Annotated in this window: 20 protein-coding genes; 5 read left to right on the top strand and 15 right to left on the bottom strand. The window is 39.1% G+C overall.

The annotated features are described in order from the left end of the window. Positions 1 to 140 precede the first annotated feature (140 nt). Positions 141 to 728: a beta-class carbonic anhydrase gene (locus tag AC2YJL_RS11255; protein ID WP_050691664.1), complete on the top strand. Its 588-nt coding sequence runs from the start codon at positions 141 to 143 to the stop codon at positions 726 to 728. Positions 729 to 744: 16 nt separating this feature from the next. Then, positions 745 to 2,364: a SulP family inorganic anion transporter gene (locus tag AC2YJL_RS11250; RefSeq protein WP_487374759.1), complete on the top strand. Its 1,620-nt coding sequence runs from the start codon at positions 745 to 747 to the stop codon at positions 2,362 to 2,364. Positions 2,365 to 2,406: 42 nt separating this feature from the next. Here AC2YJL_RS11250 and AC2YJL_RS11245 read toward each other — a convergent pair whose 3' ends face one another. After that, a complete protein-coding gene (locus AC2YJL_RS11245) occupies positions 2,407 to 3,090 on the bottom strand; it encodes a response regulator transcription factor (RefSeq protein WP_028408317.1) in 684 nt (227 codons plus the stop codon). Then, positions 3,068 to 4,558, bottom strand: coding sequence for a sensor histidine kinase (locus AC2YJL_RS11240; protein ID WP_487374758.1), 1,491 nt, complete (start codon positions 4,556 to 4,558; stop codon positions 3,068 to 3,070). The genes AC2YJL_RS11245 and AC2YJL_RS11240 overlap by 23 nt, the downstream gene beginning before the upstream one ends. Before the next feature lie 270 nt (positions 4,559 to 4,828). On the opposite strand from AC2YJL_RS11240, the gene AC2YJL_RS11235 reads away from it, so the two are divergent. Further along, on the top strand, positions 4,829 to 5,326 hold the full coding sequence (locus AC2YJL_RS11235; RefSeq protein WP_195696883.1) for a GNAT family N-acetyltransferase: 498 nt from the start codon (positions 4,829 to 4,831) through the stop codon (positions 5,324 to 5,326). 140 nt (positions 5,327 to 5,466) lie between these two features. On the opposite strand, the gene AC2YJL_RS11230 is transcribed toward AC2YJL_RS11235, so the two are convergent. The 3 genes from AC2YJL_RS11230 to AC2YJL_RS11220 all read right to left on the bottom strand — a co-directional run bounded on the left by AC2YJL_RS11230 (position 5,467) and on the right by AC2YJL_RS11220 (position 8,094). Then, positions 5,467 to 5,637, bottom strand: a complete 171-nt coding sequence (locus AC2YJL_RS11230) for a hypothetical protein (RefSeq protein ID WP_195696882.1) — start codon at positions 5,635 to 5,637, stop codon at positions 5,467 to 5,469. Positions 5,638 to 5,806: 169 nt separating this feature from the next. Then, complete coding sequence (locus AC2YJL_RS11225; RefSeq protein ID WP_195696881.1) at positions 5,807 to 6,346, bottom strand: SMI1/KNR4 family protein; 540 nt, start codon at positions 6,344 to 6,346, stop codon at positions 5,807 to 5,809. A 155-nt stretch (positions 6,347 to 6,501) separates the two neighbouring features. Continuing rightward, the gene (locus AC2YJL_RS11220) at positions 6,502 to 8,094 is read right to left on the bottom strand and encodes an APC family permease (RefSeq protein ID WP_050690215.1); all 1,593 of its coding nucleotides are present in this window, start codon (positions 8,092 to 8,094) and stop codon (positions 6,502 to 6,504) included. 249 nt (positions 8,095 to 8,343) lie between these two features. On the opposite strand from AC2YJL_RS11220, the gene AC2YJL_RS11215 reads away from it, so the two are divergent. Both AC2YJL_RS11215 and spoIIP read left to right on the top strand, forming a co-directional pair. Beyond that, a complete protein-coding gene (locus AC2YJL_RS11215; RefSeq protein WP_487374757.1) occupies positions 8,344 to 9,912 on the top strand; it encodes an RQC-minor-2 family DNA-binding protein in 1,569 nt (522 codons plus the stop codon). A gap of 160 nt (positions 9,913 to 10,072) precedes the next feature. After that, the gene (gene spoIIP / locus AC2YJL_RS11210) at positions 10,073 to 11,242 is read left to right on the top strand and encodes a stage II sporulation protein P (protein WP_045291726.1); all 1,170 of its coding nucleotides are present in this window, start codon (positions 10,073 to 10,075) and stop codon (positions 11,240 to 11,242) included. A 26-nt stretch (positions 11,243 to 11,268) separates the two neighbouring features. Here the strand turns inward: spoIIP and cobO are convergent, their stop codons facing one another. From cobO to AC2YJL_RS11160, 10 genes are read right to left on the bottom strand one after another with little or no spacing between them, the layout of a single operon-like run. After that, a complete protein-coding gene (gene cobO / locus AC2YJL_RS11205) occupies positions 11,269 to 11,808 on the bottom strand; it encodes a cob(I)yrinic acid a,c-diamide adenosyltransferase (protein WP_013057304.1) in 540 nt (179 codons plus the stop codon). A 31-nt stretch (positions 11,809 to 11,839) separates the two neighbouring features. Further along, a complete protein-coding gene (locus AC2YJL_RS11200; RefSeq protein ID WP_016764358.1) occupies positions 11,840 to 12,409 on the bottom strand; it encodes a nitroreductase family protein in 570 nt (189 codons plus the stop codon). Positions 12,410 to 12,429: 20 nt separating this feature from the next. Further along, on the bottom strand, positions 12,430 to 13,200 hold the full coding sequence (gene cobA, locus AC2YJL_RS11195; protein ID WP_050690211.1) for a uroporphyrinogen-III C-methyltransferase: 771 nt from the start codon (positions 13,198 to 13,200) through the stop codon (positions 12,430 to 12,432). Further along, complete coding sequence (locus tag AC2YJL_RS11190) at positions 13,197 to 14,579, bottom strand: cobyrinic acid a,c-diamide synthase CobB (protein WP_487374756.1); 1,383 nt, start codon at positions 14,577 to 14,579, stop codon at positions 13,197 to 13,199. The genes cobA and AC2YJL_RS11190 overlap by 4 nt, the downstream gene beginning before the upstream one ends. A gap of 13 nt (positions 14,580 to 14,592) precedes the next feature. Next, positions 14,593 to 15,717, bottom strand: a complete 1,125-nt coding sequence (locus AC2YJL_RS11185; RefSeq protein ID WP_230932719.1) for a cobalt-precorrin 5A hydrolase — start codon at positions 15,715 to 15,717, stop codon at positions 14,593 to 14,595. Beyond that, entirely contained in the window at positions 15,714 to 16,490 is a 777-nt protein-coding gene (gene cobM / locus AC2YJL_RS11180; protein ID WP_028408307.1) for a precorrin-4 C(11)-methyltransferase, read from the bottom strand. The genes AC2YJL_RS11185 and cobM overlap by 4 nt, the downstream gene beginning before the upstream one ends. Further along, positions 16,487 to 17,188: a precorrin-2 C(20)-methyltransferase gene (gene cobI, locus AC2YJL_RS11175; protein WP_013057310.1), complete on the bottom strand. Its 702-nt coding sequence runs from the start codon at positions 17,186 to 17,188 to the stop codon at positions 16,487 to 16,489. Before cobI ends, cobM begins: the two co-directional genes overlap by 4 nt. Positions 17,189 to 17,190: 2 nt before the next feature. Continuing rightward, on the bottom strand, positions 17,191 to 18,387 hold the full coding sequence (gene cbiE, locus AC2YJL_RS11170) for a precorrin-6y C5,15-methyltransferase (decarboxylating) subunit CbiE (protein WP_195696877.1): 1,197 nt from the start codon (positions 18,385 to 18,387) through the stop codon (positions 17,191 to 17,193). Continuing rightward, entirely contained in the window at positions 18,377 to 19,480 is a 1,104-nt protein-coding gene (locus AC2YJL_RS11165) for a cobalt-precorrin-5B (C(1))-methyltransferase (protein WP_230932721.1), read from the bottom strand. Before AC2YJL_RS11165 ends, cbiE begins: the two co-directional genes overlap by 11 nt. A 3-nt stretch (positions 19,481 to 19,483) precedes the next feature. Continuing rightward, positions 19,484 to 20,131, bottom strand: a complete 648-nt coding sequence (locus tag AC2YJL_RS11160) for a precorrin-8X methylmutase (protein ID WP_153252109.1) — start codon at positions 20,129 to 20,131, stop codon at positions 19,484 to 19,486. Position 20,132 lies beyond the last annotated feature (1 nt).

Here is a 20,132-nt window from a genome sequence, read left to right as displayed (position 1 = left end):
TTTCACGCATATAAATGTGATTTATTTATAAGTTTTTTCTGAATATTTTAAGAAAATTTTAATATTTTATTTAGTTCGTTTTTAAACTTTATCTTTAGACTAAAAAATAAGTTAAAAATAAATAACGCAGGAGGAAAACAATGACTTGTCTATCTGAAGTTTTAAAGTTTAATGAAAAATTTGTAACAAATAATCAATTTGAGGCTTTTCAAACATCCAAATTTCCTAACAAAAAAATAGTCATCTTAACTTGTATGGATACACGTTTGTTAGAATTACTTCCTAAAGCCATGGGGCTAAAAAATGGAGATGCAAAAATAGTGAAAAATGCCGGAGCTGTTATCTCCCATCCCTTTGGCAGCGTCATGAGAAGTATATTGGTTGCCGTCTACGCTTTGCAAGCTGATGAAGTATGTGTCATCGGTCATCATGAATGTGGAATGACAGGCATGAAAGCTGAAGCTATTTTAGCCTCTGCTGAACAAAGAGGGATCAGCGCGGAACAGATTCGTAATCTAAAATATGCCGGTATTGATTTAGAATCATGGTTGACTGGGTTTGAATGTGTAGAAGATAGTGTCGAAAACAGTGTGGATATGATTCGAAATCACCCTTTATTACCAAAAGACGTGCTTGTTTCTGGAATGGTTATTCACCCCTCAACAGGAAAGCTTGACGTTGTTGTAAACGGCTATTCTAAAGACCGAACTGAAACCGTAAGCTCATGAAGGAGGATTTTATCGAATGCTAAAAGATAACCGATTTCAAGGCTATTCAGCAGGGCATTTACAAAAAGATATTATCGCCGGTTTGGTTGTTGGGGTCGTTGCTATTCCTTTAGCAATGGCCTTTGCCATCGCTTCTGGTGTAAGACCTGAATACGGGATTTATACAACCATTATCGCAGGGATTATGGTTTCAATATTAGGCGGATCGAAATTTCAAATTGCAGGTCCAACAGGTGCATTTGTTCCGGTGCTGCTTGGAGTTGTCATGCAATATGATTACGAGAACCTCATTATCGCCGGCTTTATGGCTGGAATTATGATTACGCTTCTCGGAATATTTAAGCTAGGGAAATTTATAAAGTTTATTCCGCGCCCTGTGACGATTGGATTTACAGCAGGAATTGCGATTATTATTTTCTCAGGTCAGATCGCTAACTTTTTAGGATTAAAAGGAATTGCAAAACATGAGGAATTTCATTTAAATATGATTGAAATCCTACGAAAAATTGCAACGATTAACATTTACAGCGTCATCATAGCCGCTATTTGTTTAGCTATCGTGATTACAACGCCAAAGTTTTTACCTAAAATTCCGGGTGCCCTTCTAGGTCTTCTTGTTTCCACACTTGTAGCCATTACACTGTTCCCAGGAAAAGTTGCAACGATTGGCTCTACTTACGGTGCCATTCCTAGTAAACTACCATCTTTTAGCTTTCCAGATTTAACATGGGATAACATCGTGATGCTATTTCCGGCTGCCTGCGTAATTGCGATGCTTGGAGGTATTGAGTCTTTACTATCGGCTGTTGTTGCTGATAATATGGCCAAAACCAAGCATAATAGCAATAAAGAGCTTGTGGGCCAAGGAATTGCTAATATTGCTACCTCACTGTTTGGTGGAATTCCAGCAACTGGTGCTATCGCCAGAACGGCTACTAATATCAAAAACGGCGCAGCTTCTCCGCTATCAGGAGTCATACACGGCTTAGTTGTTTTATTAGTCCTTGTGATGCTGGCTCCTTATGCATCAAACATTCCGCTGGCAAGTATGGCCCCTATTTTAATGTTTGTCGCTTGGAATATGAGTGAGCGTAAAGAATTTGTTCATATTTTAAAAACAAAGTCGGCTGATTCATTTGTACTTGTAGCTACGTTTTTATTAACAGTTTCAATCGATTTAACAACAGGTGTAGGCGTGGGTCTACTTTTAGCTATTGTTATGTTCGTGAAACGAATGAGCGGATCACTGAAGATATCAAAGGTTTTAGCGGAAACATCTGAAAACGCTCACAAATCTGAGTTGATGGAATATACCATGCAAGGATCTCTTTTCTTTGGATCAGCTGAAGTATTAGAAGATTCCTTTGATAACATCGCTGAAGCGAAACCGAAAGTTTTATTGCTTCGAATGAGCCAAGTCTCCTTTATTGATACATCTGGAGAAGCTTTACTATCGAAGGTGGTCGAACGTTTGAAAGATTCGCATAGCCAAGTCGTTATTTCTGGCTTACAGCACCAGCCGAAAGAAATGTTAAAGTCAACCGGTCTATATGATAAAATCGGTGAAAAAAATATATTTTCTTCCGAACCTCCCGTGAGTAAGATTAAAGCTCGTCATAGAATCGTTACTACGTAATAAAAAAGAGATCCGAACGATTAATCGTTCGGATCTCTTTTTTTAAATATTAAACCGGTATCCTGCTCCCCAAACCGTTTCTAGGTACTGAGGATCTGCTGGGTTTTCTTCTAACTTTTCTCTCAGTTTTCGAATGTGAACTGTTACGGTTGAAATATCTCCTGAAGAATCAAATCCCCAAATTTTTTCAAATAGATGTTCTTTACTTAATACTTGATTTGGATGAGAAACGATAAACTTCAGCAAATCGAATTCCTTCGCTGTAAAAAACACTTCTTTGTCATTCACGAATACTCTTCTAGCGAGCGTGTCAATCGCTAAGCCATGAATGCGAATCATACGCTTTTCCTGCTTATCAGAGAGTCTTTCATATCTAGCTAAATGCGCTTTGACTCTTGCGACCAGCTCCCCAGGGCTGAATGGCTTTGTAATATAGTCATCTGCACCTAGACCGAGCCCTCTAATTTTATCAATTTCTTCTTTTTTAGCTGAAACTAAAATGATTGGAATATCTTTTGCAGCTCGAATTTGCTTGCACACTTCAAATCCGCTCACTTTAGGAAGCATAATATCCAAAATAACCAGGTCAAAATGTTCATTTAACGCTTTTTCTAATCCCTTATCCCCGCTATATTGAACGTCTATTTCAAAATCGTTAATTTCTAAATAATCTCTTTGCAATTCAGCAATACTTACTTCATCTTCAACTAATAATATCTTCTTCATGTGTATCACCATTTTCATTCATTTTTTGCAAAGAAAAGAAAATACTTGTTCCCTCGCCAAGCTTACTTAGTGCCCAGATGTCTCCCCCGTGGCGTTCAACAATTTGTTTTGCAATGGCCAGTCCAAGTCCACTTCCTCCAGTATTGCTATTGCGGGACTGTTCTGCTCGATAAAACCGGTCAAAAATATGCGCTAATGCTTCCGGTGAAATCCCAGAGCCGTTGTCTTTTACTTCAATAATGAGTTCACTTTCGGTAGCAGAAAGAACGATATCGATTTTTCTTCTTTCTTTATCCATAAATTTAATGCTGTTGGTTGTTAAATTTATTAAAACTCTTCGCAGCTGCTCAGCATCTGCCTTGGCATACAGCGTTGTTAGAGAAACATTAGAAAATAAAACATCAATATCATGTTCGCTCATTTCAAACTGAAGCTCTTGCACATAACTTTCCATAAATGCTGAAATATTAAGTTTTTTAAACACAAATGGAATTTCGTGCAAATCCAATTTAGAAAATAAAAACAGCTCATCGATTAACGCATTCATGTCTTTTGCTTTTGTTGAAATCGTTAATAAATATTTAGAAAGCTTATCCGGCGTATTAGCTACTCCATCTTGAATTCCTTCTACATATCCTACAATGGAAGTAATAGGAGTTCGTAAATCGTGTGAAATACTTGAAAGCAGCTGCTTTCGATTATCTTCATATTGAATTTGCAGTTCAACAGAAGATTTTAGTTTTTGCCTCATTTCTTCAAAAGCTTGCGTTAATTCGCCTATTTCATCCTTTGAATTAGCAGAGATCTCAAAGTGAAGATCACCTTGTTTTATTTTTTCAGCCGCTTCTTTTAATTCACGAATAGGTTTAATAATGCTTCTTGAAACAAGATAGTTTAAAAATCCAATAATAACAATGACTAAAATTAATAGTAGAAAGATTAAAAAAGGGAAAATTCGATTAATAATACCTACATAAGGGCTGATTTTTCGCAAAACGTAAATGCTTCCTTTTTCTTGATTCGAGAAAGGAAAATCAAGGTTGATATATGTAAAGTACTGCTTGCCTATGCGCAGCATGTCCTGCTGATACGAATGATTTCCTTTACTTTTTTGATGCTTTGGCAAGTATTTACGAAGGTTTTCTCCTTTAATGGATTCTGAAGCATATACAACCTCTGTGTTTTTTTGAATCACAATATCAATATTTTCAAATTCATATTTTTTAACCATATCCGGCCGCAGCAGCTGCTCCGGTTTTTCTTCACTCAATAACTTTAAATCCAAGAATGCATTTTCTTCTTCTGGCGTTAACAATTTGTACTCATAGGAGTGACTGTACAGTTTTCTTACAAAATCGGCGTCTCCAGTAATGGAGAAGAAAATGAGAAAGCCCGATAAAAAAAGCAAAATAATAAAGACAAACACAATACTGATATACGTTAAAACAAAACGCAGCTGAATTGACATTTCTTACCCTATGCCCCTTTGGCTTTAACAAAACTATTTGATAGACTAGTAAAGGTGAATAACAAATAGATCGTTAGACATTATACATGTAGCAAAAATTAAAACAACAAAACAAATGTATATTCTCACTTTACCGTGATAGAGTGAGAATGAACACCACCTTTTTTACCATTTTATGAATTACTGGAAAATTATGATCTATTTTTCATAATATTCTTAGGCTGAAAGGTATACTATATGCCTTAATATTTTAAAAAAGGAGATTTTTTAATGAAAATTATTAAAGCTACTTCCTCTCACATCCCTTCTGTTGCCCGTCTGTACGTAGACAGCTGGCGCATTACATACAAAGAGTTAGTACCTGATGCTTATTTAAACAACTTGTCTTATAAACAAAGTGCAGAAAAATGGTCCCTTTTTCTTACCGATCCTTCTCATTTTATTTTGCTCGCTATCGATGAACGAGGAGAGATCGTCGGCTTTTCAGCGGGTAAGCCTCATTTGTCACGCGCTGAAATATACGCGCTATACGTTTGCAAGGAAGTGCAAAGCCAAGGAATTGGTCATCTTCTATTTTCTCATTCAGTAAAAGAATTTGCTGATCAGCAATATACGTCTATGATTATTTGGGCTATGAAGAAAAATAAGAAAGCGACTCAGTTTTATAAAAAATTAGGCGGCAAAAAAATCTTGAATCGCACAAGTCAGTTTGGAGAAACTAAAGTTGAAGACGAAGCTTACGGTTGGGAACGTCTTCCTTCTATATAAATAAACGAGCACACTAACGTGCTCGTTTATTTATATAGAAACACTTGTTGAAGCATTTTCCCGAGCATGCATTCATTTTAGAAAAAAGATAAGACGTGGGCAATCACTCCAACGATAGCAGCAATAAGAAGTGCTTGCTGCTATCTGAAAATCAGCGCATTTACTTGTGCTAAAGCTGTATTCGGTTCATTTAATCCTTTTAACATGGTCATAAGCATTTCATTTAAAATACTATCACCAATGATGAAATGATAGGACCTCGCTTTGTTAGACTCATCCCCATTCTCCCTTTTCATTTTATTTAAATTCATCTTACTATTACCTACCTATACTTATACTTATCCACAATTCAAATATTAGACAAGTGCTTTATAAGCATATACATAACCTTTTAGAATGAATACGCTGTTCTAGCTTATGATGACTACATAAAAAGCAGAGCGATTAACACGCTCTGCTTTTACATTCGAGAAGATAACGTTATTGAGCCGTTGTCTTTTTATCCGTTGAATGAGCTTTATTACAAAGCCCATTCCAGTGCCAAAAACAATTCCCTTGACTCACTATAAAACAATCCAGCCATTTCTGAAAATTCATATGTAATACATGTGCATCTTGAAACGATGCGTTCCGCTTTTTTACTATTATATATGCAGAGTGCGCTGATTTTTTAGAGTCAATGATAATCTCTTCTTCTCCGACAGACCCAATTGTCATATAAAGACTCTGACTTTTATAAGCTGTTTCTCTTACATCTTCTAAGCTATAAAGATTCCCTGCTATTTTTTTGTCAGCATCAATGAACAAATTACACCCATTTGTTAGCTGCAAAAACTGCTTGTAGTCTTCAGGAAGTGATACATGCATTTCTTCTTCAAAAACATTCAGTTGATTCTTGCTTACTCCATCAAAAAAAGCACACGTGGTTCTGTATACTTCTCCTTCATTTTTACACACTTCTATAACATTATTGTTTTCCCACAGCCGCTTTCGAAGTGAATTTATTATTTTTTCAATCATACTCTTCCTCCAAGCGTTGGATTTAAAACGGTTACATTACATTAATTAAACAATAATGTGCTAATTCCTTCTTTCCTACTAAATTATACGACAAACTTTAGAAATTCATGTTCAAATAACATAGAAAAAAGCAGCGAATATCGCTGCTTTACAGGTTATACAGGTGCTTTTTCTTCCTGTTCAGGATGGTGATCGTAATCAATAAGCGCTTTTGGAAGGCCGGTATATTTAGCCCAATAATAAATCCCAAGAGATACGACCGCTATGATAATTAAGTCTACAGGCGTATCAATTAAACCTTTCCCTCCGCCGAACGAACCGATATAAGAAATAAAGAGCATGATGATATAATAAGCAACTAACCACCATGTTGATTTAATCTGCTGACGAAGACTTACTTCATTTTTAGGCACATATTTAGCAAAAATCAAATATATAACAAACATAACCAATTGAGAAGTTAACAGCCATGAAATAGTCTTCCATCCTGACCAGTAGACAATAAAGGAAGCAAAAATAAAGGATAATGGACCAATTATACTCATTCCTCTTAATTTAAAAGGCTTTTCCAAATCTTTTGCGTTCACCATAAAGGCCGCTGATGAAATTGGTGCAATCGCGTAAGAAAGAATAAGCGCAACAGAGCATACGTTTACGAGTGCATTCCATGAAGGAAATGGCAGTGTCCAAAAAATCGAAAGTCCTAATGAAAGCCATAGAGATGATCGAGGAATCCCTGTTTTTTTATCCACATGAGCAAACGTTTTAAATAGCGTACCGTTACGAGACCAAGCATAGATAAGTCTAGATGTTGTATTCATAAAAATATTACCGTTACCACCCGGTGATAAAATAGCGTCTAAAATAACAAGTGTTGCTAGCCAGCCAAGGCCAAGAACAACAGCGATGTCTTTAAACGGCAGTGAAAATTTATCTTGAATGCCCGACCAACCGCCCGTGATCATATCAGATGGAATGGCCCCGATAAATAAGACTTGCAGAGCGGTATAAATAAGTGCCGCTAGAATGATACAAATCACAAGAGCAATTGGGATATTACGCTGAGGATTTTTCACCTCTCCAGCTACAGATACAATCGGATGAAGGCCTAAGTAGGCAAACATAACCCCGCCTGTGGCAATGGCGGCCTGGATACCATCAAACCCCCCGGGAGCAAACTCTCCCATCGTAAAGTTTCCTGACTTAAAATAAAATGCCAGCGTTACAATTACCGTAAGCGGTACAAAATATTTGAAAATAGAAATGATAATATTCGATTTCGCAAATGCTTTTACACTCCAGTAATTGAGTAAAAAGAATAAGCAAAGCAACACAAATTGTAGAATCCATCCGGATATCGTTGGTGAGTCAGAACCGGATTTTGTTAAACCTGGAAACCAGTAAGCCACATACTGTCTCACTGCTGTTACTTCGATAGCGATTAAACTAGTGTAAGCTACGATAGTAATAAACGAAATCATATAGCCTACAAGATGACCGTGTGAATAAACAGGATATCTAATAATTCCTCCTGTACGAGGCAAGGCAGCCCCTAGCTCAGCGTATACAAGGCCTATTAATAAAATAATAACTCCACCAATAACCCAAGAAAAACTTCCTGCAGGACCTGCTTGCGTAGCGACATTACTAACGGCAAACAGCCAAGCGGAGCCAAAAATAGCCCCTAATCCAATCAATGTTAAATCTAATAGGGATATCGTCTTTTTAAACGGACCTTTATTCTCCATAAGCTTCCTCCTTTGGATGAATCATCACTTTTGTTGTTTTTTTTGACAACATTCATATATATTCGATAATATGTGTCAAAATTTTTATTACTATACCCATTCAAAATCACTTTGAATCCCTTTTCTTAATTTATACAGATTAATTAACAGAAAATTTTAAAGAATAACTCTTATATTCAAGACACACTAAAACTTTTTCTTCTCTTCTTTAATAGGTAAAATACTCAATAAATGAAAGGAGTTAGACAAATGACTTTACCAGAAAATTTGCCTGTTGATTTTACAGCTTACAACCACTTAACATTCCTTCCGCTCGGACGCAAAAATAAATCGATTCGGTCCGTAGGAAGTAAACATACTAAAGGGCTGCTTGGACGTTTAAATGACTACTTTGAGCGAGCAATGAATGAGTTATCTCAAGAAGATATAGTCCTTTTTCAAACGTTCTTATATGGAAGTCATAGGGGCGGTTTTCCCGTCGCAATTGATAAAAATGAAGACGTTTATCCTCACTTTTGGAAACCAACTTCATTCCTATGGAAAGAATATAATAAGAATCGCGGCATTCCTATTCATCATGATGAGCTTTATTCTCAAGATTTTACGGTTTTAACTAAAAATGAGTTGGAAAACTACCTCGGAAGTATTATGAAAGATTACATGTTTTGCGCTAGGATACATGATTCTTCCAAAGAAGAATGGATTCAACATATTAATAAGTGTTTCTTCAAACATCCGCTCATTTCCCTTTATCATCGAAATGCAGATGTGATTGAAGCAATTGAACAATCAAAAAAATCACCTTTGCTTTTTATTATGAAAAACCCTGAGCAAATTGCTTTTTGGCGCAATCGGATTGAAATCATTATGAGACCTTTTCGCTCTCTTTCTTCCACCGCCTTTGAGGGAGGTTTTTCAGATACGGAAGATACGGTATTAACTGTTCATGGAGAAAACGAGATCATTCGCTTAACTTCAGAAAACAGGGGTCTCGCCGTAACATATGATGTCACAAATGATACTATTTCACTCGATGATGAGTATAATGTAGTGCTAGCAGCGAAACGATTAGCTACAACTCAGCGGCAGTTCGAAGAGATTATAGATGAAAATGAAGAAGTAATTCAAAAACTGCTTGTCTTTTTCAAATGGAAAAGTCTTTTAAAGCACCATGAAGTGCACATCAAAGAGATCCAAGACAAATTGTGCAGCCTAACCACTTATCAACTTAATGAAGAACAAGTTTTACAGAAAAACGATCCCTTTCTTTCCTTCATTCAAAACGTATTACATGTAAAGACACCGAATGCCAATCTCAAAGTTGGTTCCATTCAATGGTTTTCACAGTGGGATTTTCCAGATGTCACTCTGCTGCAGGAAACAAACAAATTTACATGTTATATGAGTCCAAACGAAATAGAAACGAAGCTGACAGAAATAAGCGCTAAGATAGAAAATGAACTTCATAAGCAGCGTCAGGACCTGCTTTCAACTCCGCTAAAAATCGGTCAAATAACTTTTGATTCAAACCAAATGTTACGGCTATTAACACTTATAGATACTTTAAAAAAAACGGAAACTCAGCAGGTTTACGTACAAATTTTAGAAGGCGTTTCTACTAACAGTATTCGTCAAAAAGAGCTCGATATAATACCCGCGTTTGGATTATTAAATTCCATAAAGCGCAAGCGCATTGTTACGTATTTACAAGAATTACAAAACTATCAGATGCTTAAAAAAGAGAAAAAAGGATTCAGCCTCACTCCAAAAGGAGAAGCCATCCGATGTCTATTTGAAGAAGAATCACGGAGAATATGAGATTATATCTCACGTGATTCTTCTTTTTTGATTTTGAAGACTACTTTCTCTATTAAATGCTTATCATAATTAGAAACCTCCATTCATATAATCATTACTAGATTAGCAAAGTCCTTCATACCTATTAGCCTGACGCTGACATAGAGAGGAGATTTCGCCATTGAAATCTAGTAATCGCGCCAATTTTGTAGTGTTAACATATAAGATGGTTCTTGTTATTTTATCCGTTGTTTTAATGACATCATCTATCATTGTTCTAGTAAGTTACTCAGCATTTAAAGAACAGTTCAATTCTTCTATTGTCTATCAAACGTTATCAAAGCATAAAGCAGAAAGCCTTTATTATTTGATGAGCCAGGAAAACCACCACTTTTCAACGGCTTTTGATAAAAATTACTCGCCTCCAGGTCTTTCTTCTACACTGCTCGAGTTGTCAACAAGTATTCGAGCAGAAGACGCGAGAAGCTTGTTTGGTTCCGAACTTCCTGGATTCAGTATTTACGACTCCAATATCATTATCGCCGGTGAAGGCACAAATTTCACCAACTTCCCTAGAGAATCTGCACCGCCGCTAGATGAAACACTAAAAGAAAGAAATTCTACTACAAAAGTTCAACAGCCTAAAGAAAACAATGGTACGAACGCTCCAAATAATAATACAACTGGCGGAAAAAAGGTATTTTATATTTATCATACACACAGCTGGGAATCTTACTTGCCTCTGTTAGGGCTTGAAGGTGATCCAGATGCTAATAAAGCAGTGGATAGCAAAACCAATATTAATATAGTCGCAAATATGCTAGGAAAAGATTTAGAGGCTCAGGGAATTGGGGCAGAAGTGGATCAAACCAATATTGGACAGAAATTAAAAGAAAAAGGCTGGAACACCAACCAATCGTACGCCATGTCTCGCACAGTAATTGAAACGGCGATGACTGAGAATAGAGATTTAACTTACTTTATCGATTTGCACCGAGATTCGCTTCGAAAAGATAATACAACCATTAAGATTAACAATAAATCGTATGCAAAAGTTGTGTTTGTTTTAGGGAAAGCGAATCAAAACTTTGAACAAAACTTAAAAATGGCAAAAGCGCTTCATGAAGGTCTTGAAAAGAAATACCCTGGGTTAAGCCGTGGAGTTATTGGCAAAAACAAATCCAGCGGTAACGGTGTATATAACCAAGATGTTTCTAAAAATGCGATTTTAATTGAAGTGGGCGGGGTTGATAATAACTTTGATGAACTAACCAACACAACAAAAGCACTGTCTGATGTCATTAGCCAATTTTACTGGCAAGCTGAAAAAGTAGATGCTCCTGCTCAATAAAAAAAGCCCTCTTCACTGAGGGCTTTTTAAAATTCAATTCCTTTTACAGCCGGAATTCCTTCGTCATAATAATGTTTATGAGGCTTCATTTCCGTCACAAGATCTGCTGCATCCATCACTTCTTTTTTGGCAGAACGCCCGGTAATGACCAAATGCATATGCTCAGGGCGCTTTTGAATAAGGTCAATTACTTCGTGTAGCGGTAGCACATCATCAATAGGAAATTTCTCGATAGCCAGTGCATTATTTAACTCGTCTAAAATAACTACATCATATTCGTTCGAGAAGACTTTTTCCTTCGTTAGCGCCCAAGCTTTTTGCAACGCTTCACGATGTTCAGGCGGTGTTTTTGTCCACGTAAAGCCGACTCCGGTTTGAATCATTTCAATTCCTATTCTGTCAAACATCAGCTTTTCGCCATATGTACGCTGAGGAGATTTAATAAATTGAATCATTAATACTTTTTGTCCGCGTCCCGTAGCGCGCAACGCAAGACCTAAAGCAGCGGTTGTTTTCCCTTTTCCGTCTCCGGTATAAATTAACGTAAGACCCCGTTTGTCTTTCAATCTAAAAACCTCTTTTTCTTCGAATTTCAGTTTACAGCCATGTTGTTTTTTCTGTAAACGGTGTTCTAGCAGGCTCTTTCATTTTTGTAAGAGACTCTTCATTTGGATAGCCTAGAAATACGTTTCCTACTACGACTTTACCTGAAGGCTTGCCGATAAACTCATACAGCCTCTCGTCTCGAACAAGACCAACGCCTCTTGTTCTCCAAACGAATCCGAGACCTAGTTCTTTAGCTGCTAGCCACATGGAATGAATCGCGCATGAAACCGCATATTTATTGTCTTCAGTGGCTTCGTCGTCTCCTTCAACTGTATCAGCTGTTACGACGATATGTACAGGCGTATTTTTCACTGCTTTTAACGAACTTTCTACTAAATGAGGCTTTGTAGGAAAGCGCTCCTTTAAATACGCTTCAGCCAGTTCTTCATACTTCTTTTTTGCTTCTCCTTGAATCACATAAAAGCTCCAAGGCTCTCTCATTCGGTCATTTGGAGCCCATGTCGCTGCTTCAAGCAGCTGTTCGATTTTCTCTTGCTCCACTTCACGTGCTTCATGATCTCGTACCGCTCTTCGTTCTTTTAGCTGTGAGATAATCGTCATATTGTCTCCTCCTTTTAACGTTAAAGCAGAATATTTTCCGCTCTTTCTTCGAACCATTTTATTTTTTCTCTAATTGTCACTACTTCACCTACAAGCACAATGGCAGGATGAGCAATTTCTGCTTTTTTTGCTATTTCTTCGATTGTGGCAAGCGTTCCGGTTACGGTGCGCTGATACTTCGTTGTGCCCCATTGAACAAGCGCTACTGGCGTATGTTTATCTCGTCCATGGTCCATCAACTGCTTGCATATATGAGGTAAATTTCCAACGCCCATGTAAAACGCAATTGTATCTATTCCTTGAGCAAGCGCTGACCAATTTAAATAATCTTTTCCTTTTTCTTCTCTTCCATGACCTGTTACAATCGCAAAAGAAGTGGCATGATCTCTATGGGTAACAGGAATTCCTGCATAAGCTGGAGCTGCAATTCCTGACGTGATACCAGGCACTACTTCGTAAGGAATTCCTTGATTAGCAAGCACTTCAGCTTCCTCTGCTCCGCGGCCAAACACAAAAGGATCGCCTCCTTTTAAGCGTGTCACTACTTTTCCTTGAAGTGCTTTTTCAACAAGCAGTTCATGAATACGATCTTGGATGACTCCGTGCTTGCCCGGTAATTTTCCGCAAAAAATAAGCTCCGCGTCTTTTTTAGCATAGTTTAACAACTGTTCATTAGCTAAGCGGTCATATAAAATGACATCCGCTTCTTGAATACACTCCATTCCATATACGGTTATCAGCTTCGGATCTCCTGGTCCGGCTCCTACTAAATATACTTTTCCAACTGTCACACGGCATCTCTTCTTTCTTTTTTTACCGCTTTACACTGTTCCACCCAGTTTTCTACCATCTTCGTAGAAGAGCCGAAATGAAAGTGCGTATAGCCGGCAATTAAATTATTGTTCATATAGCCTTCTTCTTTCATTCCTCGCATCCCTTTTGTATCATAGGCAGGCGAAAACTCTTTCTCTGAATGAAAGGTTGAATAATGAAATTCATGGCCTTTAGCTTGTATATCGCCTTTAAATAAAAAATTCCCCGGCTTTCCCGTCACTTCTCGGTACCCTAAAGCAGCTAATTTTGTCTGCATTCTTACTTGTCCGGGAATAAGCCCCACCATTTCATGGCATGTATCATTTGTTGTGACAATACCATCTGTTAAAAACATAAAGCCTCCGCACTCAGCAAGCGTAGGCAGCCCTCTTTGGATGGCTGCTCGAACAGAGTTTTTAACGTCGATTTGCTGAGCCAGCGTTTCAGCAAATTCTTCTGGAAATCCGCCTCCTATATAAAGGCCATCAGCATCTTTGGGAACTGTTTCTCCTTTTAAAGGCGAAAATTCTACAAGCTCTGCTCCGTAAGCTTTTAACAATTCGAAATTTTCTTCATAATAAAAGTTAAAAGCCGCATCTCTCGCTACAGCAATTTTCACTTGAGGTACGGACGGCTTTGTAAAGATAGGATCATTAATTTCTATTTTAGGAGCTAAAGCCAGTTCATATACTTTTTCGATATCAATTGTATCATGAACAAGCTTTCCTAACTGTTCAAAAAACGGTGTTAACTCTCCTCGTTCAATCGACGGAATGAGCCCGAGGTGACGTTCAGGAATCGTAAGATCATCGTTTCTTTTCAAGTAGCCTACTACAGGGATATGACATTCCTGCTCAATCGCCGCCTTAACAAGTTTATAATGCCCTTCACTTCCAACTCGGTTAGCAATTACACCGACGATGTTAGCTTCCGGTAAAAATTGCTGAAACCCTTTTACAATCGCCGCTGCACTTCTAGCCATACTAGCACAATTGACAACTAAAAGGACAGGGCTATTGGTGATTAAGCTGATTTCTGCTGTTGTTCCTTCGTTCGTTAACGGGTTTTTCCCATCGAAAAATCCCATAACTCCTTCCATGATGGAAATATCAGCATCTTCACTAGCACGAGCGACAATTTCTCTAACCATATCGTGTTCAAGCATCCAGCTGTCTATATTTCGAGACGTTCGTTCTGTAACAGCCGTATGATACGTTGGATCAATATAATCGGGTCCGCATTTAAACCCTTGAACTCTGTAACCAGCTTGTCTTAATGCTGCCATCAGCCCGATTGTAAGTGTTGTTTTCCCTACGCCACTTCCGGTACCGGCAATGACGAGTCTTCTGTTTGACATGTTGTTCTCTCCTTTAGTCATAGGGAATAAGCGCCACTGAAATGGTGACATTCCCTGACTTTTTCTTCACAAGTTCAAGCTTATCAGCACCGCTGTATAACATAGCAGCAGGTTCACTAACGCCATATGCACCTGTATATTTAAAGACAGTATCTGAAGGCTGTTGGATACTTATGGTGTTTAGCTCTTGGGGCGAATAATAGACAAACTCCCAGCCGTACTTAGACGCCACTTCTAACAGCCCTTCTTCATCTTTCTTTATCTCTATTGTACATAATGCTTTTACACTTTTCATGGAAAACTGAAGTTCAGCAAGCGTTTTTTCAATAACGGCTTCAATTTCCGCTGCGCTTGTTCCTCTGTTGCACCCCATCCCAATCGCCAGTACTTTTGGACGGTAAAGAACACCGTTTTCTAAGATCGCTTCTTCCTCTTCTTCTAAATTGCGATGCGTTACAACCAAGGCTGCATGTGGCGATGCTCCAAGAGCTGTCTGAATCGATGAATACGTTTTAATGTTAGCTGGAACAGGGTGCTCATAATGCCACCAGCCCTTTTCACCTGATTCTTGAACCACCGCTATTTCTTCTTCATTCACCACAGAAGCGCTGACAGGCGTTAGTTTTTCTGCTGATTCCCACACCCATCCAAAGCGCTTACCAAATAAATCAACCGGAATTGTTTTTTGCACATCGGATGCTGTTGTAATAACAGGATGAGCTTCAAGAGCTGCCGCAACTTCACGCGTTAGCTCATTTGCTCCTCCGATATGACCCGAAAGCACGCTGATGACATTTTCACCTTTATCATCAATGACAACAACCGCAGGATCCGTTTTCTTATCTTTTAAAATAGGGGCAATCATACGCACAACTGCTCCGAGTGAAATAATAATAATAAGTCCTTTATACGATTCAAAAAGAGAAGGCAAAAGCATCCGAACACTTCCTGAAAACAGCTGGATGTTCTGCTCTTGTTCGTCTCCTTTTTCAAACTTGCTCATGTAATACACGTCAGACTGCTGAAAAGTGCGGCCTAGATTTCTTGCAATTTCTACGCCGTGTTTTGTGATAGCTACAACGGCATACTCTCCGCGCTGTGTAATGAGGGCTTTTTTTCCTTCTTGGAGTTGAATCATTCTGACTTCACTCCTCTTCGAAAGCCATGGGTAAATGTTTTGTCATAAAGTTTTGAACGATAATCTTTGTCATGAATGTGTGGATCAAGTGCCCACCCTGCCAAAATCATCGCCTGCTTGCGAATGCCGTTTGTTCGCATAGCATCATCTAGGTCTTTTACCGTTGTGCGAACAATTTTTTCATCTGGCCACGTTGCTTTATAGACTACTACAACCGGCGTGTCTTCACTCCAACCGGCGTTTATAAATTCTTTCATTACTTTTTTTGTGAGCGTCGCGCTTAAAAATAACGCAATCGTACATTTATGTTTTGCTAAATCAGTTAATTTTTCAAACTCAGGCACAGGCGTTCTTCCTTCAGCACGAGTTAAAATAACTGTTTGAGTCAAATCTGGAATGGTTAATTCCGCTTCAGCCGCTGCTGCAGCAGCGAATACGGAGCTGACGCCCGGAACAATTTCAATATCAACGCCTTCTCTTTTTAAAAGTACCATTTGTTCCATAATGGCTCCGTACATAGCAGGATCTCCCGTATGAACTCTTACAACCATTTTTCCTTCACGCATGCGTTCAAGCATCGTACCGACCATTTCTTCTAAATGCATACCCGCTGTTTTTAACACTTCAGCTCCTGGTTTAGACTTAGCAACTAGCTCTTGACTTACCAGTGAATCAGCGTATAAAACAACATCTGCTTGCTGAAGTAATTTTAAGCCTTTTACGGTAATTAAATCTGGATCTCCGGGTCCAGCTCCGATTATGTATAACTTCATTTTCGCACCACCATTAGCGTTAAGTATTGTAAATCGGCTCCTTCTAATTCTGAAGCTTTCCAGATAATTTCTTCATCTGACGTTACTTTTGTCACCACTGACGCTTTTTCAAGCAAATCAAGCTCTTTTAAAAGACCGACCATAAAATCGATGACTTTGGCCACTTTAATAAAAATGACGCAGTCGTTTTCCATTAATACTTTTTTCATTGTTTCATAATCTTCACGAGCAGGAACAATTGCTACGTGTTCATCCCCGTCTGCTAACGGAATACCTAAACGAGATGCAGCTCCATTAATAGATGAAATACCAGGAATTACTTGAATCGGAGCTTCGGGGTGACGTTCTTGCATTAGACGCATCATGTGAATAAACGTACTGTAAAGCATAGGGTCGCCCTCTGTGACAAATGCTACATCTTTTCCTTCCTGGAGCTTTTCCCATACTCGTTCTACCGTTTCGGTCCATTTTCTTTCCAAAATAGCAGGATCTTTTGTCATTGGAAACACAAGGCCCAGCATATCTTTTTCATTTGCACTAAAATAGACATCAATAATTTTTTGAGCGTAGCTTTTGCTTCCTTTTTGCTTTTTCGGGTACGCGATAACGGGTGATTCTTTTAATTTACGAAATGCTTTTACTGTAATAAGTTCTGGATCTCCCGGTCCAACTCCAAGTCCGTACAATGTTCCAATCATATTCATTCTCCTCTTTTGGCTGTAATAATATAAATGGGGTTTAAAGCGTCAAATCGCGTTAAATGTAAAATGGGCTTGCTTCTTGAAATTTGTGCAAGGGTAACAGCAGTCTCAAACCCTCGTTCTTTAAAAGCTTTCATCGCTTCTGCTAAATTTTCAATCGTTACGGCATTTAATACGATGCGCCCTCCTGCATTTAATCGGCTGCAGCACACGTCCAAAATGGTTTCCATGCCTCCTGCTGTACCTCCAATAAACACCGCATCAGGATCAGCAAACTCACTTAACCCTTCCGGTGCTTTTCCGTGCACAGTGTGGGCGTCTACTCGAAATTTCGCTAGATTTTCTCTGCAGTTTTCTAAGTCTGCTTCATTTTTTTCCACGGCAAAAATTTGTCCTTCACGCGCAATTTTAGCCGCTTCAATTGCGACTGAACCCGTACATGTTCCGATATCCCATACGACGCTGTCTCTCTTTAGCTGCAGGGCGCTAACACTAAGTGTACGAACTTCTTTTTTAGTAATAAGCCCCTTGTCCGGCTTGCGTTGAATAAATTCATCGTCCTCTATTCCAAGAGGCCAAACTGGGCTTTTTTCTACCTGCTTTAATATCACGACATTAAGCGGAGAAAAGAGTTGGTTCGCCGCCTCTTCCAGCGAAAGCAGCTGACAGCGCTCCGTTTCCCCACCTAGGTTCTCTGCTACAAACATCTTGTATTCTGTCATGCCGAATGATAATAAGTAGTTTGCCAGAGCACTAGGAGAATTTTGCTCATCTGTTAAAATCGCCACTTTTTTATAGCCGTCAATACGCTGAGCCAGTCCCTTCATGCTTCTGCCGTGCACGCTTGTAAAATAAGCGTCTTGCCATCGCTCTTTTAGACGTGAGAATGCAAGCTGAATAGAACTTAAATAAGGATATATTTCAACGTCTAGCTTCGTAGAAAGATAGCTTCCTATTCCGTAAAATAACGGGTCGCCTGAGGCTAACACAACGGCATTTCCTTCTTCGTTTTTTAAACGTTCGACAAGAGGAGAAAGACCCCCTTCAATCGCTACTTTTTCTCCTTCAAAATCTTGAAAAAAATCCAGGTGACGCTTTCCTCCAATTAGCACATCACTTTCATACACCCACTGTTCATACATAGGAAGCAAACTTAACTTCCCATCGTCACCAATTCCAATAATTTTAATTGCCATGTTGCACCGCCTGTCCTAAAAAATCTCCTTTTAATGTGTAAAGAGACGTATCGACACCGATTCCGTCCCCTACTTCCTTTAATGCTGATAAACAGCAGTACTCGCACAGTTTTTCAAAAAACTGATGATGACCGCTTTGCGTCATTAAATCTCCCACTTGAGAAGCTGTGTTTGCACCTTTTATTTCCTCTACCAGTTCAGCAGAAGCGCCTGACTCAGAAGCTGCTTTTGCTAAAAAATTAAAATCAATGGGTGCACTTTTTGAATGAACCATCATAACGCCTTGCGCAACTTTTGAAAACTTTCCCATCATGCCTACGAGCGACACTTTTTTCATTCCTTGCTTTTTACATTGTTTTAAAGTAAATCCAACAAAATCTCCCATTTCGATAAATGCTTCTTCCGGAAGATCTGGGAACTGTTTCATTCCATACTTTTCACTTCGGCCCCCTGTCGTAATGACAACGTGCTCACAGTTACTCGCTTTAGCAACGCTGATGGCCTGCACGATACTTGCTTTATAAGCAGCTGTTGAGAACGGAACGACAATCCCCCGCGTCCCCAGTATCGAAATGCCTCCTAAAATACCTAGACGCGCATTTAATGTCTTTTTCGCCATTTCTTCTCCTTCAGGAACCGAGATGACAATCTTAACGCCTTTTTGTATATTGTATTGGGCTAGAAGCTGTTCAGCTGTTTCTTTCAGCATCTTTCTTGGAACAGGGTTAATGGCTGCCTCACCGACAGGAACTGGGAGACCGGGCTTTGTCACACGCCCTACTCCCACTCCCCCATCAATGATAATGTCTGCACCATTACACCACGAAACTTCAGAAATAATCAGCGCTCCGTGCGTGGCATCGGGATCGTCTCCAGCATCTTTAATGATGCTGGCTACAGCACTGCTTGTGCGATACTCGCATTCTTCAAGATGAAACGTAGCAAAGCGGCCGACAGGTAGGTAAATCGTTGACTCATCTTGCACTTCTCCCGAAATTAGCGTAAGCAGAGCTGCTCTCGTAGCTGCCGTTGCACAAGCGCCCGTCGTATAGCCTTCTCTGAGTTTCTTAGGTTCTTTTGGTACTTCCTTCATGCGTTACACCTGTTCTGCAAGAATTGAAATTGCATTTAATGCAGCAACCGTTACCGTACTGCCGCCTTTTCGCCCGATGTTTGTAATAAACGGCACGTCAAGCTTTGCAAGTTCTTCTTTAGATTCAGCTGCTGAAACAAATCCTACCGGCAGACCAATAACAAGCCCAGGCTTCGCTTCTCCTTCTTTAATCAAACGAATTAATTCAAGTAAAGCTGTGGGTGCGTTCCCAATTGCAAAAATTCCACCGTCTGCTTCTTTGATGGCTTTTCGCATCGAAATAATTGCACGCGTTGTATTTAAGCGCTTTGCTTCTTCCATTACGTCCGGATCTGAAATATAAACTTTGATTTCACCGCCGTGTTTTTCAATTCGCTGCTTGTTTGTTCCTACTTGTACCATTTGTACATCTGCAACCACTTGCTTGCCGCTGCGAATGGCTTTAATTCCCGCTTGAATCGCATCCGGATGAAACAGCATGCTGCGTCCAAGCTCAAAGTCTGCAGACGCATGAATTACGCGCTGAACAATTGGGTACTGTTCGTCTGTAAACGGATGAGGCCCAAGCTCTTCTGTAATCATTTCAAAACTTTTTCCTTCAATTTGCTGAGGCTGAACAGTTAACGGTTTAAATTCTGTACGAAAATCCATC

The sequence above is a fragment of the Priestia sp. SRI_019 genome (assembly GCF_057586255.1).
The sequence above is the reverse complement of the archived record's forward strand: the minus strand, read 5'-3'. Positions and strand labels throughout refer to the sequence as shown.

Bases quoted from the DNA above. Each gene is read 5' to 3' on its own strand.
- AC2YJL_RS11255 (WP_050691664.1), top strand. From the start codon at position 141: ATGACTTGTCTATCTGAAGTTTTAAAGTTTAATGAAAAATTTGTAACA.
- AC2YJL_RS11250 (WP_487374759.1), top strand. From the start codon at position 745: ATGCTAAAAGATAACCGATTTCAAGGCTATTCAGCAGGGCATTTACAA.
- AC2YJL_RS11245 (WP_028408317.1), bottom strand. From the start codon at position 3,090: ATGAAGAAGATATTATTAGTTGAAGATGAAGTAAGTATTGCTGAATTG.
- AC2YJL_RS11240 (WP_487374758.1), bottom strand. From the start codon at position 4,558: ATGTCAATTCAGCTGCGTTTTGTTTTAACGTATATCAGTATTGTGTTT.
- AC2YJL_RS11235 (WP_195696883.1), top strand. From the start codon at position 4,829: ATGAAAATTATTAAAGCTACTTCCTCTCACATCCCTTCTGTTGCCCGT.
- AC2YJL_RS11230 (WP_195696882.1), bottom strand. From the start codon at position 5,637: ATGAATTTAAATAAAATGAAAAGGGAGAATGGGGATGAGTCTAACAAA.
- AC2YJL_RS11225 (WP_195696881.1), bottom strand. From the start codon at position 6,346: ATGATTGAAAAAATAATAAATTCACTTCGAAAGCGGCTGTGGGAAAAC.
- AC2YJL_RS11220 (WP_050690215.1), bottom strand. From the start codon at position 8,094: ATGGAGAATAAAGGTCCGTTTAAAAAGACGATATCCCTATTAGATTTA.
- AC2YJL_RS11215 (WP_487374757.1), top strand. From the start codon at position 8,344: ATGACTTTACCAGAAAATTTGCCTGTTGATTTTACAGCTTACAACCAC.
- AC2YJL_RS11200 (WP_016764358.1), bottom strand. From the start codon at position 12,409: ATGACGATTATCTCACAGCTAAAAGAACGAAGAGCGGTACGAGATCAT.
- AC2YJL_RS11190 (WP_487374756.1), bottom strand. From the start codon at position 14,579: ATGTCAAACAGAAGACTCGTCATTGCCGGTACCGGAAGTGGCGTAGGG.
- AC2YJL_RS11185 (WP_230932719.1), bottom strand. From the start codon at position 15,717: ATGATTCAACTCCAAGAAGGAAAAAAAGCCCTCATTACACAGCGCGGA.
- cobM (WP_028408307.1), bottom strand. From the start codon at position 16,490: ATGAAGTTATACATAATCGGAGCTGGACCCGGAGATCCAGATTTAATT.
- cobI (WP_013057310.1), bottom strand. From the start codon at position 17,188: ATGATTGGAACATTGTACGGACTTGGAGTTGGACCGGGAGATCCAGAA.
- cbiE (WP_195696877.1), bottom strand. From the start codon at position 18,387: ATGGCAATTAAAATTATTGGAATTGGTGACGATGGGAAGTTAAGTTTG.
- AC2YJL_RS11165 (WP_230932721.1), bottom strand. From the start codon at position 19,480: ATGAAGGAAGTACCAAAAGAACCTAAGAAACTCAGAGAAGGCTATACG.
- AC2YJL_RS11160 (WP_153252109.1), bottom strand. From the start codon at position 20,131: ATGGATTTTCGTACAGAATTTAAACCGTTAACTGTTCAGCCTCAGCAA.